Source organism: Enterobacter sp. TMH.L2, from assembly GCF_050847315.1.
Lineage (GTDB): Bacteria > Pseudomonadota > Gammaproteobacteria > Enterobacterales > Enterobacteriaceae > Cedecea.
This window is the reverse complement of the sequence record NZ_CP193791.1, coordinates 4,690,056-4,704,931: the sequence shown is the minus strand read 5'-3', so window position 1 is coordinate 4,704,931 and position 14,876 is coordinate 4,690,056. Positions and strand designations below refer to the sequence as shown.

Sequence of the window (14,876 nt, the reverse complement as noted above, 5' to 3'; positions counted from 1 at the left end):
TCCGGGGTGAGGGTAAAAATCACGCTTCCACCGCCTCGCGCAGCCGCGCCTTCATGCTGTTATAGGTCGTTTGCGCATAGCTCTCCGCCCACGCCTGATCCTCAATCGCGCTAACGTTCACCGCGCAATATTTGGTTTCCGGCGTTTTGGAGATCGGGTCGAGATTGTCCTGCGTCAGCTCGTTACAGGCGCCAATCCACCATTGATAGGTCATATAGACTGAGCCTTTGTTAATGCGCTCGTTCACGTCCGCGCGGCTGATAACCTTGCCGCGACGCGAACTTACCCAGACCAGTTGCCGATCTTTGATACCTAGCGCGTCCGCATCCAGCGGGTTGATTTGCACAAAGCCGGGTTCATCCGCGAGGGTTTGCAGCGCCGCGCAGTTGCCGGTCATCGAGCGGCAGGAGTAGTGCCCGACTTCGCGGACGGTGCAAAGCACCAGCGGGTAGGTATCGTCAGGCACTTCAGCGGGCGAACGCCAGGCGGCGGCAAACAGTTGCCCTTTGCCGCTTGGCGTGTCGAATTTGCTGTCTTTGTAGAGATACGGCGTACCGGGGTGGTCCAGCGTCGGGCAAGGCCACTGCACGTGTCCCATATCGCCCATTTTTTCGTAGGTGACGCCGTAAAACAGCGGGCACAGCTCACGCAGCTCATCCCAGATTTGCTGGTTGTTTTCATAGTGCATTGGGTAGCCCATCGCCGTCGAAAGCAGGCTGATGATTTCCCAGTCGCGCTTCACGTTGTATTTCGCCTCGATGGCTTTCTCGAAGCGCTGGAAGCCCCGGTCGGCACAGGTAAAGACGCCGCCGTGCTCGCCCCAGGACGTGGCGGGCAGCAGCACATCAGCGACTTCGGCGGTTTTGGTCATGAAGATGTCCTGCACCACCACAAAGTCGAGCGCCTCAAATCCTTTGCGCACCAGGCCCAGGTCCGCTTCGGTCTGGAGCGGATCTTCACCCATGATGTAGTAGGCTTTGACTTTGCCCTCTATCGCCAGGTGCGGTACTTCGGTAATACGCACGCCAACTTTGTCATCCATCACCGCCGGGTCAATCCCCCAGGCTTTAGCAAACTTCGCGCGCACTTCAGGATCAACCACATCCTGGTAGCCGGGGAACTGGTTAGGCAACACGCCCATATCGCAGGCTCCCTGCACGTTGTTCTGCCCGCGTACTGGGCCAACGCCAACGTTTTCACGCCCCAGGTTGCCGGTGAGCAGCGCCAGGCTGGACAGCCCTTTGACCACGTCTACCGCCTGGCCGAACTGGGTTACGCCCATGCCCCACATGATGGTGGCGGATGGCGCTGCGGCGAAGGTGCGCATCGCCTGGCGAACCTGCAGAGCCGGTACGCCGGTTAAATGCTCGACGTCCTCCGGCGCGTAGTCCTTCACGGTTTCGCGGTAAGCCTCCAGCCCTTCGGCATATTTGGCGACGTACTCTTTGTCGTACAGCTGCTCTTCCAGCAGGACATAGCCAAAGGCGTTCACCAGCGCCATGTTGCAGCCGTTTTTGATTTGCAGATGCTGATCGGCAATGCGGGCGGTTTCGATGCGGCGCGGGTCGCAGACAATGATTTTCGCGCCGTTGCTTTTGGCTTTAATCACCCGACGAGCCACGATAGGGTGAGAGTCGGCGCAGTTGTAGCCCACCACCAGCAGGCATTTGGAGTTTTCGATATCGCCGATGGAGTTGCTCATCGCCCCGTTCCCCAGCGTTGCCTGCAGCCCGGCCACGCTTGGGCCGTGGCACACGCGGGCGCAGCAGTCGACGTTGTTGGTGTTCAGCACCGCGCGGGCGAATTTCTGCATCACAAAGTTGGTTTCGTTCCCCGTTCCGCGCGAAGAACCGGTGGTCATAATGGCGCGAGGGCCGAACTGCTCTTTGATCGCCTTCAGGCGCGCAGCGGTATAGCTAATCGCTTCTTCCCAGCTTACCGGCTGCAGTTTGCCGCCCTTCTCGTAGCGGATCATCGGCTGCGTCAGGCGTGGCGTCAGCAGTTTGGTGTCGTTAAGAAAATCCCAGCCGTAGTAGCCTTTCAGGCAGAGTTCGTTTTGGTTAGTCACGCCCCCGGCCGCTTCGGCGCGAATAATTTTGTTGTTCTCAACGACCAGTTTCAGTTTGCAGCCGGCCCCGCAGTAAGGGCAGACGCTGGTAATTTTTTTCATCAGTAACAGACCTGTTAAAAGTTGAAATGCAAAGGGATTAGAACGTCAGCGCCGCAGGGGCATCTAACGCGGCACGGCGACGTTTTTCCGCGCTCATTTGTTCCAGCCGGTTACGGTCCACGCACAGGATGGCGTTGGTCGGGCAGGCTTCCAGGCAGGCCGGGCCAGCCTCGCGGTGGTAGCAAAGGTCACATTTGTTGGCCTCAGCTTTTTCCGCCATCACGTTTAGCCCGGCACCGCTGTTGCGGATCACTGGCCGCACGACGACCTCCATCGCGCCATAAGGGCAGGCAACGACGCAGGTTTTGCAGCCGATGCAGCGTTCCTGCATGACGTGGACAAAGCCCTGGTCCCGGCTGATGGCGCCGTTAGGGCAGACGTTGGCACAGGGCGCGTCCTCGCACTGGCGACACATGGTGGCGGTAGACACATTCACGCCTTTGATGACGTGAATACGCGGTAAGAAGGTTTGGGGGGTCAGCGCCGAACAGTCCTGGTTCTCCTGGTGAGAGACCACGCACGCCACCTCACAAGTGCGGCAGCCGATGCATTTGCTCGAATCGGCAATGATGAAGCGGTTCATCATGAACTCCTGCAATAAGTGTGTTATTGCGTGGGGTTATTCATAAAGCGTGCCAGGTTTGCAGGCCGCGTGGTTAGCGGGTTTGACGAGAGGTAAGAGGGATATTCGACACTTTTGACGGTGTCATTTTGGTAACAGTAGTCATTAATGACCCTCACCCCGGCCCTCTCCCTGGAAGGGAGAGGGGGAAAAGAAGTACTGCCGTTCTGATCCCCTCTCCCCCATGGGGAGAGGGTTAGGGTGAGGGGAAAGACTAGAAAGGCGTTTCGCTCTCTGAAATAGTGAGGGGCTCATACCCGCCCAAACCCGTCCACGTCGCCAGACGCTGATAAACCTGCTCCACCGCCGCTTTCACCGCCTCCGTCATCGGATAGTAGAAGCCGACGATATCCGGCTGAATGCCGAGGAACACCACTTCCCCCACGTCCTCTTTCAGCTGATCGACCAGATAATTAAGCGGCATATTGTGGGTGGTCATCATAAACATCTCGGCAATGTCGTCCGGGTCAATGACGCGGATCTCGCCGGGGTTGAGCATCATGTCGGTGGCATCCACAATCAGCAGCAATTCCGGATGCAGTTCGCGGATGGCAACCACGTCGTTTTCAGGCGCACTGCCGCCGTCGATCACCACCCAGTCACCCTGCGGAGAAGCCTGACACTTCTCGGCCAGCAGCGGGCCAGCCCCGTCGTCGCCCATCATGCTGTTGCCTACGCAAAGCAGTACCTTAGTCATAGCGTCTCCTTACCATCAGGTAGATGGCGGGTTCTTGTTGAATGGCCTGCAGCATGTCGAGCAGCGCCTGACTCCAGGCCTGCTGTGCCGGGGTCTGCGTCGGCTTAGCGGCATCCAGCGCCCGGGCCAGCATCACCACGTGATTCTGGTCGATAACAATCTCGCCGTAGCGCGGCACGCCGTTCATTTTGCGCCGGGCTTCGCCGTCAGCTTCAAGCGTGGCAATCCACGCCTGATAGGCTTCCAGCGGGCAAACCAGGCTCTCTTTCAGGCAGTCGATTACCCCCAAATGGTGGCCAATCGCCAGGCTGTAGTAGACCACCTGCTGAGCGTCAGCCGGGGTGTTGTCGTTCTCATCGACAAACTTGCGGCTGAGCTGACAGAACACCACCGACTCGCTCATTACACGCGCTCCTGATGAACCAGTTGCTCAAGGTTAGTGACGATTTCCGTCAGGCGTGGGTCGTTTTCCGCGCTCAGCCACTGCTGAACGGCATCGCCCCCGGTTGTCAGGTTAGTCATGTAGCTGTCGGCAATCTGGCGGCCATAGCGGTAACCGGCCAGGCGACGAGCGGCGCGGTCAATGCGCACGCGCAGCGGCTGAACCATATCCGGGTGGAGGATTTTTGCCGGCTCAACGTCCAGCTCGCTTGCCGGGCGCGCATGGATTTTTTGTTCCAGCAGGCCAAGCGCCATCGCAAACCCGTACAGCGTGGCGGCGGGCGTTGGCGGGCAGCCGGGAATGTACACATCGACCGGCACGATTTTGTCGGTCCCGCCCCAGACGCAGTAAAGGTCGTGGAAGATCCCGCCGCTGTTGCCGCAGGCGCCGTAGGAGATGCAAATTTTAGGATCGGGCGCCGACTCCCAGGCACGCAACGCCGGGGAACGCATCGCGCGGGTTACCGCCCCGGTAAACAGCAGAATATCGGCATGGCGCGGGGAAGGAACCACTTTGATCCCAAAGCGTTCTGCATCGAAGAGTGGCGAAAGCGTAGCAAAAATCTCGATTTCGCAGCCGTTACAGCCGCCACAGTCCACGCGGTAAACGTAGGCTGAGCGTTTGATGTTTTTCAGCAGCGACGCCTTCATGCTGGCGATAGATTCGTCCACCGTCATCGGCACCGGAATGCCGTTGTGGTCGCGCGGCCCCAGTAGGTTACTCATTAGCTGGCCTCTCTCATCTGACGGCTAAAGTCGATCCGGTCGGACGACACCAGGCTTTGCTGGCGCTTGCAGTCCGGGCAGGTTTCAAATGCCCCACGGCGGCTTTCCGCGCGGGAATCGCCGTTGTGCTCAAGCAACGCAATGGCGTAGTCGATCTCTTTTTGCACGGCAAACGGGCGGCCACATTCGCGACAGTTACACAGCGGGAAGCAGGCCTGCTGCAGGAAGTCGGCTTTGTTCCACACCGCCAGCTCGTACTGCTGTGAGAGTTTGATGGCGGCCGTCGGGCAAACCTCTTCACAGCGCCCGCAGAAGATGCAGCGCCCGAGGTTAAAGCTCCACTGCAGTTGCCCGGCGGCAAGATCGGTCTCAACGCTCAGGGCGTTGGACGGGCAGGCGTTCACGCAGGCCGCACAGCCGATACATTGCTGCGGATTGTGCTCCGGTTTGCCGCGAAAATTCGGGTCGACGGCAATGGGCTGGAGCGGGTAAGACTCGGTTGCCACGCCGCCCTTGATGGCTTTTTTGATGAAGTTAAACATGCGTTTTCCTTGTTTGCCTGGCCTGAATGATTGACCCTCACCCCGGCCCTCTCCCTGAAAGGGAGAGGGGGGGTTCCCTCAAAAGCCAGGCATCAAAATCATTTCAGCGGCGAATTAGTGCGCTCAATGCTGTAGCGCTCCAGCTCTTTGTACGGCACCACCTGGGTTTTCTTCTTGCGCACGTCCACCACCGTCATGCGGTCGGTGCAGGAGTAGCAAGGATCAAGGCTGCCGATAATCAGTGGGGCGTCGGACACCGTGTTGCCGCGCAGCATGTAGCGCAGGGTTGGCCAGTTGGCGTACGTCGCCGCACGGCAGCGCCAGCGGTACAGCTTCTGGTTGTCGCCGGTCATGCTCCAGTGAATGTCGTCCCCGCGCGGCGCTTCCGAGAAGCCAAGCGCAAAGCGGTTTGGAATGTAGGTAAAGCCTTCCACGGCGAGCGGGCCGCCCGGCAGGTTATCCAGACCGAAATCAATCATGTTCAGCGCGGTAAAGACTTCGTTGATCCGCACTTTCAGGCGGGAAAGCACGTCGCAGCCGTCGAGGCTGTGTACTTCCATCGGCAGCAGGCCGTAAGCGACAAATGGGTGATCGGCGCGGGTATCACGGGCGTGGCCACTGGCACGTACCATTGGGCCGACATTGCTGAAATCACGGGCGATTTGTGGGTCAAGGCGGCCAATGCCGACGGTGCGCTGCTCAATGTTCGGCGTGCTCAGCAGGATATCCACCAGATCTTGCACTTCCCGGCGCATCTGCTGGGCGAGCTGGCGGGTCTGGATCATGTCGTCTTTCAGCAGATCGCGGCGGATGCCGCCGATCAGGTTCAGGCCGTAGGTTTTCCGCGCCCCGGTCAGGATCTCCGCCATCTTCATCGACATTTCACGCACGCGGAAGAACTGCATAAAACCGGAGTCGAAGCCGACAAAGTGGCAGGCCAGGCCGAGATTCAGCAGGTGGCTGTGTAAACGCTCAACCTCCAGCAGAATGGCGCGAATCATCTGCGCGCGCTCCGGCACCACAATCCCCATCGCGTTTTCCACCGAGGTGGTATAGGCGGTGCTGTGGGCGAAGCCGCAGATGCCGCACACGCGATCGGACAGGAAGGTAACTTCGTTATAGCCCATGCGGGTTTCCGCCAGCTTTTCCATGCCGCGATGGACGTAGAACAGCCGGTAGTCGGCGTCGATAATGTTTTCACCATCAACGAACAGGCGGAAGTGGCCGGGTTCATCAGAAGTGACGTGCAGCGGGCCAATCGGCACCACGTTGTTCTTTTTCGTGCCCAGCTCGTTAATGAACTCGTAGGTCTCTTTGTCGGTGGTCGGCGCCGGGCGCTGGCGGTAATCCATGCTGTCTTTACGCAGCGGATAAAGATCGTCAGGCCAGTCGTCCGGCAGCACCAGGCGGCGCTCATCGGGCAGGCCAACCGGCTGCAGGCCGTACATATCGCGGACTTCACGCTCGCCCCAAACGGCGGCAGGAACGCGAGGCGTGACGGACGGGAACTCTGGTTTGTCGGCATCCACTTCCACACGCACGGTGATCCAGCACTTCACGCCGCTTTCCATCGACAGCACGTAATACACCGCGTAGCTGCCGCACAGCTGGCGCTCATCGTTGCCAAACAGCACCGAAAGCCAGCCGCCCTGCTGGTAGTAAAGCCACTCCACCACCTCCGGCAGCATGTTGAGCTTCACGGTGACGGTGATTTGGTCTTTGGTCTGCCAGGCTTCGTCGATCACCGCATGCGGGAATTGCTGATGCAGCGCGGCGAGATAGTGTTGACCAATTTTTTCTTCAGACATCGATAGGTTCTCTTAAATCACGCCGCCAGCAAGGAGACGAAGGCTAAAAAGGCAAAGCCAAAACCGGCCCAGGTAATGCGCGAGGTTTCAAGCATTCGCAGGCGCGCCATGCTGTTTTCGAACAGCGCGATAATCAGCACGCCCGCCACCAGCTTCACAACGGCCAGCACCAGGGCAAGGACAAGCCCGCCCCAGCTAAAGGCGCTCATTTGCCCCCAGGGCAGGAACACGCCGACAAACATTTGCAGCACAACCAGTTGCTTCAGCGAAATGCCCCACTTCAGCACCGCAAAGCCCGCGCCGCTGTATTCGGACAACGGCCCTTCCTGCAGCTCCTGCTCGGCTTCGGCGAGGTCAAACGGCAGCTTGCCCATTTCAATAAAGGTGGCGAAGGCGCAGGCCGCGAAGGCCAGAACCAGCGTCAGGCTTTGCGCCGTCGGCCAGGCGTGAATAGCCCCGGCGATATTGCTGATGTGCGTGCTGCCGGCAACCTGCGCGGCAACCCACAAACCAAGCAGCAGAATCGGCTCGACCAGCACACCAAGCATGGCTTCACGGCTGGCACCAATCCCGGTGAACGGGCTGCCGGTGTCCAGCCCGGCGATGGCGAAGAAGAAGCGGGCGATGGCGAACAGATAAATTAAGGTTATCAGGTCGCCTAATGACGGCAGCGGCGAGGCAATTGTCACCACCGGCAGCGCGGTGGCGATGGTGAGCATCACGCCCACCATAACGAACGGCATCAGGCGGAAAACCCAGCCAGAGGCGGCGGGGGCCACGCTCTGGCGGCCCAGCAGCTTGAACAGATCCCGGTATTCCTGCAGCACGCCGGGACCACGGCGATTATGCAGGCGGGCGCGCGTCACGCGGGTAATCCCTGCCAGCAGAGGCGCGGCAAAAAACAGCGCCAGCGCCTGGATAAGAGCGAATAAAAACGTAGTCATATCAGTTCCTCAGGCAACCATCGCCACCAGTAAGACCGCCAGCTCAACCATCGCCAGGCGGCGGAACGTGCCGGACAGGCGCTCGCACTGCCAGCCAGGGATCCACTTCACCGGGTTCAGGGTTTGGCGCAGCTTAAGCAAAGGCGCAAACGCCGCTTTTACCGGCTGGGCAAAGCCCGTCGCGGTGATCACCATCGCCTGTTCGTGGTCGTAGCCGCAGACCCACGCCGAGCCGCGAGAGCGGTTTGGCAAGCGGTCGCCGCGGAAAACGATCATCAAAATAAACGGCAGCAGCGGAGAGGCAATCAGCAACAGCGTTATCATCGGCTGAGACACGGCGGTATGCGCCGGTTGAAGCGGCAGCGGCACGGCGTGCTGAAGCAGAGGCAGCAGCCACGGGGCAGCAACCCCGGCAACTACGCAGCATGCGGCAAGCAGGGCGACTGAGACGTTCATTAGCCACGGCGCAGAGGTCGCGTTTTCCGCTTCTTTAGTACGCGGCGCACCCAGGAAGGTGACGCCATAGACTTTCGCCATGCACATGACCGCCAGTGCGCCGGTGATTGCCAGCCCCACGGCCAGCAGCGGCCCGATAAAACGGCCCACAAACAGCGGCAGGCTGCCAAGGCGGAAGAACGACTGATAGATAACCCACTCCCCGGCAAAGCCGTTCAGCGGCGGCAGCGCGGCCATCGCCATCAGCCCAACCAGCATCGCCAGCGAAATAACCGGCATGCGTTTGCCGATCCCGCCCAGCTTCTCGATGTCGCGGTGTCCGGTGCGGAACCAGACGGCACCTGCGCCGAGGAACAGCGTGGTTTTGAACAGGCTATGGTTGAACAAATGATAAAGGCCGCCGGTCATGCCCAGCGCCACCAGCACCGGCTCATGCAGTGCGATACCGATCAGGCCGCAGCCCAGGCCCAGCAAAATAATGCCGATGTTTTCAAGGGAGTGATAAGCCAGCAGGCGGTTGATGTTGTGCTCCATCAGCGCGTAAAGCCCGCCGATAAACGCGGTGATCATGCCGACCACCACGACCAGCACACCCCACCACAGCGGCAGCGTATTACCGATCAGCGAGAAGCTCATAATGCCGTAGAGGCCAATCTTCAACACCACGGCGGAGAACAGCGCGGCGGCAGGCGCGGAGGCATTCGCATGCGCCTGCGGCACCCAGCCGTGCAGCGGAATAATCCCGGCAAGCAGCCCAAAGCCGAGTAGCGCGAGGATCAGTACCGGGGCCGGCAGCGGCGCGCCGTCAAGGAGATGACGCAGATCGCCATAACCCAGCGTGCCGTAGCGCTGCCACAGCAGCCAGCAGGCCATTGCCAGCAGCACGGTACCCAGACGACCAAGGGCAAACCACAGCTGCCCGGACTGCTGGCAGCCGGTGAGGAAATAACCCGCCAGGGAGATGATTTCCGCCATCGCTACCAGCGTGACAAAGTTGTCGGCTACCAGCGCCGCAACGCTTGCCGCCAGGATTAAGTTAATCAGCAGGCCGTCGGCTTTTATCGCCGGATGGCGATGCCAGGCGCAGTTATAGACGGAAATAAACAGGCCGCTTAAGGCCACCGTTACCAGCCAGACGCCGTTGAAAGCGTTGAGCTGCAGGTGCCAGTGCCAGATTTGAGCATCGCCGCTGAAGCCCAGCAGCGCCTGAACGCCCGCGATCAGCAAAAGCACGGCGCTGATTGCGCCGCCAACGCCGCCGATAAAGCCGCTAACGGGCTTTGAAAATGCCAGAGCGCCGGCTAACACAGCGCTGGTGACAAACCCCAAAAGCGCCCAGTGAATCAGTAAAAAAGCATTCATTTTCTCGCCTCTGGCTGGGTAAACAGGGTCAGGTCGCCAAGCGTCAGTTCACGTTTGCGCTTGCTGGCCTGGGCGATGTCTTGGTTGTCGATCAGCCGCAGCGCCTTGGTCGGACAGGTGCGAACGCAGGCCGGGCCGCTTTCGTCGAAGCTGCACAGGTCGCATTTGACCGCGATAGCACGAACGCCGGGAACCCAGTCCAGCAGCGGGCTAACGCGAGCCGGGGCCGGAGGCGCAGGTGGCGCTTTCGGGCTGTTCACGTTGGCGGGAATATGCAGCGGGCGGCTGCCGGAAAATTCAATGGCGCCGAACGGGCAGGCGATGCCGCAAAGTTTGCAGCTTACGCACAGGCTTTCATTCAGCTGCACGGCGCCGTCCACGCGGGTTATCGCGTTGACCGGGCAAACCCCGGCGCAGGGGGCGTCTTCACAGTGGTGGCACATCTGCGGCGCAGATTCATTCAGGTTGCGCATGACTTTCAGGCGCGGCATGGACTGCAGGCCGTGCAGGCGGTGCGTCTCGGCGCAGGCCGCTTCACAGGTATGGCAGCCCATACACAATTTTGAGTCAGCGATTACAAAACGGTTCACCAGTTCTTCCTCAGGTGACAATCGTCATTTTTGACGAAAACATGCCGAAAAGCTGCCGGTTCGACAGTTCTCGACACCCCAGATATCTTCATGCCACGGCGGACTTTTGCAGCAGCGCCATGGATAACGGGGTGTTTTGCTGCACGGCCAGATAAAGGCTGTCGTACACCGGGCGGATCAGCTCGAGGTAGTGTTCCAGCACTTTCTCGCGATCGCGGTTGCTGACGGCGTTATCAATCAGTCCGTCATCGTCGATAGTCGCCTTGGCAATCAGCACGTTATCGCTGCCGTCGCGCAATTCGATGCTGTACTCGATGGTGTGGCTGTTAAAGCCTTCGGCGAGATTGATTTGAATGACGAAGTGGTCAAATAAGAAGAAGCGCAGGCTTTCGTCCGGGTTGCAGCCCACGGCGTGATGCAGCTTCGCTTTGGATAAGGTGATCCCCTGAATCAGGGTGTTGCCGTACAGATGCCACTGCGAAAGCAGCCGCTGGTGCTTGTCGGCGATGTACTCGGCTTTTTCGCTCAGTTCCCAAATGTTCATGTTTTGTTCGCTCTGTTAGTGCTTGTCCCTCCGTAAGGCACTTTTCGTGCCATGTTTTTAATTTATTGTTTTTAAATGGATTTAACCGATAAAAGTGTCTTTGGCGAGCAGAATGACATGTCATTTCGTCATCTTTGACTTTGGCTGACGGCACTTTTTTCCCCTCACCCCGGCCCTCGCCCCTTCGGGGAGAGGGCCGGGGTGAGGGGAAAAGAAAAAGCCTGGCACCGTCCTTGCATTACCTGCCCCAGTTACCCCCGGAGGCCCCATGCACGAAATCACCCTTTGCCAGCGCGCAGTCGAACTTATCGAAAACCACGCCCGCCAGAACAATGCCCGTCGCGTGACCGGCGTCTGGCTGGAGGTCGGCGCCTTCTCGTGCGTGGAAACCAGCGCCCTGGAGTTTTGCTTTGATCTGGTCTGCCGCGGCACCCTGGCGGAAGGCAGCGAGCTGCATATCCACCAGCAGGAAGCCGAATGCTGGTGCCATGACTGCCAGCAGTTCGTCACTCTGCTGACCCAGCGCGTGAAGTGCTGCCCCAACTGTAACGGCAGCAACCTGCGCATCGTGGCGGATGACGGCATGCAGATTAAGCGTCTGGAAATCGATCAGGAGATAGCTCATGTGTAGCACTTGCGGTTGCGGTGAAGGCAACCTGTACATTGAAGGGGACGAACGTAATCCCCACTCTGGCTTTCGCAGTGCCCCGTTTGCCCCGGCGGCACGCCCGCTGCAGCAGATCACCGGCGTCAAGTTTGCCCCTACGGCTGACGAACAGGGCGACCTGCATTACGGTCACGGCGCGGCAGGCACCCACGCGCCGGGGATGACTCAGCGTAAGATGCTGGAGATCGAGCTGGACGTGCTCGACAAAAATAACCAGCTCGCCGCCCATAACCGCGACCGCTTTGCCAGCCACAATCAGCTGGTGCTGAACCTGGTCTCAAGCCCCGGCTCCGGTAAAACCACCCTGCTCACCGAGACGCTGAAGCGCCTGAATGCCAAAGTGCCGTGCGCGGTTATCGAAGGCGATCAGCAAACGGTGAACGACGCCGCGCGCATCCGCGAAACCGGCACGCCAGCCATTCAGGTGAATACCGGGAAAGGTTGCCACCTTGATGCCCAGATGATTCGCGATGCCATGCTGCGCCTACCGCTAGAACGCGACGGCGTGCTGTTTATCGAAAACGTCGGCAACCTGGTTTGCCCGGCGAGCTTTGATTTAGGCGAGCGCCATAAGGTCGCGGTGCTGTCGGTGACGGAAGGCGAAGATAAGCCGCTGAAATACCCGCATATGTTCGCCGCGGCGTCACTGATGCTGCTGAACAAGATCGACCTGCTGCCCTACCTGCAGTTCGACGTCAGCAAGTGCTTAGCTTTTGCCCGCGAGGTCAACCCGGACATCAAAATTATTCTGGTTTCCGCGACCAGCGGCGAAGGGATGGACGAGTGGCTTAGCTGGCTGGAGGCGGAGCGATGTGCATAGGCATCCCGGGGCAAATTGTTGCGCGCCTGGCCGACGGCAGCGCGAAAGTGGACGTCTGCGGCGTGCAGCGCGACGTGAATTTAACGCTGGTGGGCGACGCCGCCGTGGGGCAATGGGTTTTGGTTCACGTCGGTTTCGCCATGAGCATGATTGATGAAGCCGAGGCGCGGGACACGCTGGATGCCCTGCAAAACATGTTCGAGGTTGAGCCGGACGTTGGCGCACTGCTTTATGGCGAGGAGCGTCGCTGATGCGCTATGTCGATGAATACCGCGATCCAGATCGCGTGATGCAGCTGATTGAAACGCTGAAATCCCGCGCCACGCTGCTGAACTACACGGCGAGCCACCCGCTGCGCATCATGGAAGTTTGCGGCGGCCATACCCACGCTATTTTTAAATTCGGCCTCGATCAGTTGCTGCCGGAAAATATCGAGTTTATTCACGGCCCCGGCTGCCCGGTTTGCGTGCTGCCGATGGGGCGAATCGACACCTGCATTGAGATAGCCAGCCACCCGAAAGTGATTTTCTGTACCTTTGGGGATGCGATGCGCGTGCCGGGTAAAAACGGCTCGCTCATGCAGGCGAAGGCGCGAGGCGCGGACGTCAGGGTGATTTACTCGCCCATGGACGCGCTGACGCTGGCTCGCCAGAACCCGGAGCGCAAAGTGGTGTTCTTTGGCCTCGGCTTTGAAACCACCATGCCCGCCACGGCAATCACGCTTCAACAGGCAAAGTCGCAGAGCATCGATAATTTCTATTTCTTCTGCCAGCACATCACGCTGATCCCGACGCTGCGCAGCCTGCTTTCCCAGCCCGACAACGGCATCGGCGCTTTCCTGGCGCCGGGGCATGTCAGCATGGTGATTGGCACCGAAGCCTATGACTTTATTGCCTCTGAGCACCAGCGCCCGCTGGTGGTGGCCGGCTTTGAGCCGCTCGATCTGCTGCAGGGCGTGCTGATGCTGGTCGAGCAAAAAATCAGGCAGCGCAGCCTGGTAGAAAACCAGTACCGCCGGGTCGTGCCGGAAGAAGGCAATTTGCTTGCGCAGAAGGCGATAAGCGACGTATTTACGGTGCGCGGCGAAGCGGAATGGCGCGGCCTGGGCGTAATCGGTGATTCCGGCGTGCAGCTCACCGAAGCCTACCGTCAGTTTGATGCCGAAGACCATTTCCAGCCCAAACCTCAGCGGGTTTACGACGACCCGAAAGCCCGCTGCGGCGACGTGCTTATCGGGCGCTGCAAGCCGCAGCAATGCCCGCTGTTTGGCCGCGACTGTAATCCTCAAAACGCCTTCGGCGCCCTGATGGTCTCCTCCGAAGGAGCCTGCGCGGCGTGGTATCAGTACCGTTCTCAGGAGTGTGAAGTATGAAAACCGTTGAGCTGGCCCACGGCAGCGGCGGCCAGGCGATGCAGCAGTTGATCGCCAGCCTGTTTATGCGGGCTTTTGATAATCCGTGGCTGGCCGAGCAGGAAGATCAGGCGAGGCTTTCGCTGGCAGAGCTGACCGCCTGCGGCGACCGGCTGGCGTTTTCTACCGACAGCTACGTTATCGATCCGCTGTTTTTCCCCGGCGGGGATATCGGCAAGCTGGCCGTGTGCGGCACGGCCAACGACGTCGCGGTGAGCGGGGCTACACCGCGCTGGCTGTCGTGCGGTTTTATCCTTGAAGAAGGCCTGCCGTTTGAAACGCTGGAGCGCGTGGTCACCAGTATGGCGAATGCCGCGCGCTCGGCAAATATCGCCATTGTCACCGGCGACACCAAAGTCGTACCGCGCGGCGCGGCGGACAAGCTGTTTATCAATACCGCCGGGATAGGCGCTATTCCTGCGGGCGTTAACTGGGGCGCGGCTCAGCTCAAAGCAGGGGATCGGCTGATTGTGAGCGGCACGCTCGGCGACCACGGCGCAACCATCCTCAACCTGCGCGAGAAGCTGGGGCTGGACGGCGACCTACAAAGCGATTGCGCGGTGCTGGCGCCGATGATCGCCCCGCTGCTGCAGATTCCCGGCGTAAAAGCGCTGCGGGACGCCACGCGCGGCGGGGTAAATGCCGTTCTGCACGAGTTTGCCGACACCAGCGGCTGCGGAATGGAAATCAGCGAAAACAAGCTGCCGCTGAACCCGGCGGTGCGCGGCGTCTGTGAACTGCTGGGGCTGGATGCGTTAAATTTTGCTAATGAAGGCAAGCTGGTTATCGCCGCGTCTCCCGAGTCTGCCCCGGCCGTTATTCAGGCGTTACAGCAGCACTCCTGCGGCAAACAGGCGGCCGTCGTGGGTGAGGTTGTAGAGCGAAAAGGCGTGCGCGTCGCGGGGCTTTATGGCGTAAAACGCACGCTCGATCTGCCGCATTTTGAACCCTTACCGCGCATTTGTTGACCTGCACCAGTATGCATTCACGCAACGCTGACTAAACTTAAACAATATTTATATTAATTATATTTTTTAGCCCTGCGCCCGCCGCAGGGCATTTCAATGGAAAGCAAA

16 protein-coding genes are annotated in these 14,876 nt (G+C 59.7%); 5 read left to right on the top strand and 11 right to left on the bottom strand.

What is annotated here, in order from left to right:
* Positions 1–19: 19 nt before the first annotated feature.
* The 11 genes from fdhF to hycA form a co-directional block, all read right to left on the bottom strand.
* Positions 20–2,170 carry a formate dehydrogenase subunit alpha gene (gene fdhF / locus ACREYP_RS22530; protein WP_008457676.1) on the bottom strand — a complete coding sequence of 717 codons (2,151 nt, stop codon included), beginning with the start codon at positions 2,168–2,170 and terminating at the stop codon, positions 20–22.
* 37 nt (positions 2,171–2,207) lie between these two features.
* Entirely contained in the window at positions 2,208–2,753 is a 546-nt protein-coding gene (gene hydN, locus ACREYP_RS22525; RefSeq protein WP_008457677.1) for an electron transport protein HydN, read from the bottom strand.
* Between the two features lie 253 nt (positions 2,754–3,006).
* Positions 3,007–3,489 (bottom strand): hydrogenase maturation peptidase HycI, encoded by a 483-nt coding sequence (hycI, locus tag ACREYP_RS22520; protein ID WP_008457678.1) that lies wholly within the window; start codon positions 3,487–3,489, stop codon positions 3,007–3,009.
* A complete protein-coding gene (locus tag ACREYP_RS22515; RefSeq protein ID WP_008457679.1) occupies positions 3,482–3,892 on the bottom strand; it encodes a formate hydrogenlyase maturation HycH family protein in 411 nt (136 codons plus the stop codon). Before ACREYP_RS22515 ends, hycI begins: the two co-directional genes overlap by 8 nt.
* The gene (locus tag ACREYP_RS22510; protein WP_008457680.1) at positions 3,892–4,656 is read right to left on the bottom strand and encodes an NADH-quinone oxidoreductase subunit B family protein; all 765 of its coding nucleotides are present in this window, start codon (positions 4,654–4,656) and stop codon (positions 3,892–3,894) included. The genes ACREYP_RS22515 and ACREYP_RS22510 overlap by 1 nt, the downstream gene beginning before the upstream one ends.
* Positions 4,656–5,198, bottom strand: a complete 543-nt coding sequence (locus ACREYP_RS22505; protein ID WP_008457681.1) for a formate hydrogenlyase complex iron-sulfur subunit — start codon at positions 5,196–5,198, stop codon at positions 4,656–4,658. The genes ACREYP_RS22510 and ACREYP_RS22505 overlap by 1 nt, the downstream gene beginning before the upstream one ends.
* A 98-nt stretch (positions 5,199–5,296) precedes the next feature.
* Positions 5,297–7,006, bottom strand: a complete 1,710-nt coding sequence (locus ACREYP_RS22500) for a hydrogenase large subunit (protein WP_008457682.1) — start codon at positions 7,004–7,006, stop codon at positions 5,297–5,299.
* 17 nt (positions 7,007–7,023) lie between these two features.
* On the bottom strand, positions 7,024–7,950 hold the full coding sequence (locus ACREYP_RS22495; protein ID WP_008457683.1) for a respiratory chain complex I subunit 1 family protein: 927 nt from the start codon (positions 7,948–7,950) through the stop codon (positions 7,024–7,026).
* Positions 7,951–7,959: 9 nt separating this feature from the next.
* Positions 7,960–9,768 carry a formate hydrogenlyase subunit 3 gene (hycC, locus tag ACREYP_RS22490; RefSeq protein WP_008457684.1) on the bottom strand — a complete coding sequence of 603 codons (1,809 nt, stop codon included), beginning with the start codon at positions 9,766–9,768 and terminating at the stop codon, positions 7,960–7,962.
* The gene (locus ACREYP_RS22485; RefSeq protein WP_498881048.1) at positions 9,765–10,358 is read right to left on the bottom strand and encodes a 4Fe-4S dicluster domain-containing protein; all 594 of its coding nucleotides are present in this window, start codon (positions 10,356–10,358) and stop codon (positions 9,765–9,767) included. The genes hycC and ACREYP_RS22485 overlap by 4 nt, the downstream gene beginning before the upstream one ends.
* Before the next feature lie 88 nt (positions 10,359–10,446).
* A complete protein-coding gene (gene hycA / locus ACREYP_RS22480; protein WP_008457686.1) occupies positions 10,447–10,902 on the bottom strand; it encodes a formate hydrogenlyase regulator HycA in 456 nt (151 codons plus the stop codon).
* 268 nt (positions 10,903–11,170) lie between these two features.
* Here hycA and hypA point away from each other — a divergent pair, with 268 nt between their 5' ends.
* The 5 genes from hypA to hypE are packed head-to-tail and all read left to right on the top strand — an operon-like array spanning position 11,171 to position 14,768.
* On the top strand, positions 11,171–11,533 hold the full coding sequence (gene hypA / locus ACREYP_RS22475; protein WP_008457687.1) for a hydrogenase maturation nickel metallochaperone HypA: 363 nt from the start codon (positions 11,171–11,173) through the stop codon (positions 11,531–11,533).
* Positions 11,526–12,389: a hydrogenase nickel incorporation protein HypB gene (hypB, locus tag ACREYP_RS22470; RefSeq protein ID WP_008457688.1), complete on the top strand. Its 864-nt coding sequence runs from the start codon at positions 11,526–11,528 to the stop codon at positions 12,387–12,389. The genes hypA and hypB overlap by 8 nt, the downstream gene beginning before the upstream one ends.
* Positions 12,380–12,640, top strand: coding sequence for a HypC/HybG/HupF family hydrogenase formation chaperone (locus ACREYP_RS22465; RefSeq protein ID WP_008457689.1), 261 nt, complete (start codon positions 12,380–12,382; stop codon positions 12,638–12,640). The genes hypB and ACREYP_RS22465 overlap by 10 nt, the downstream gene beginning before the upstream one ends.
* Positions 12,640–13,761, top strand: coding sequence for a hydrogenase formation protein HypD (hypD, locus tag ACREYP_RS22460; RefSeq protein WP_336819322.1), 1,122 nt, complete (start codon positions 12,640–12,642; stop codon positions 13,759–13,761). The genes ACREYP_RS22465 and hypD overlap by 1 nt, the downstream gene beginning before the upstream one ends.
* On the top strand, positions 13,758–14,768 hold the full coding sequence (hypE, locus tag ACREYP_RS22455; RefSeq protein WP_008457691.1) for a hydrogenase expression/formation protein HypE: 1,011 nt from the start codon (positions 13,758–13,760) through the stop codon (positions 14,766–14,768). The genes hypD and hypE overlap by 4 nt, the downstream gene beginning before the upstream one ends.
* Positions 14,769–14,876 lie beyond the last annotated feature (108 nt).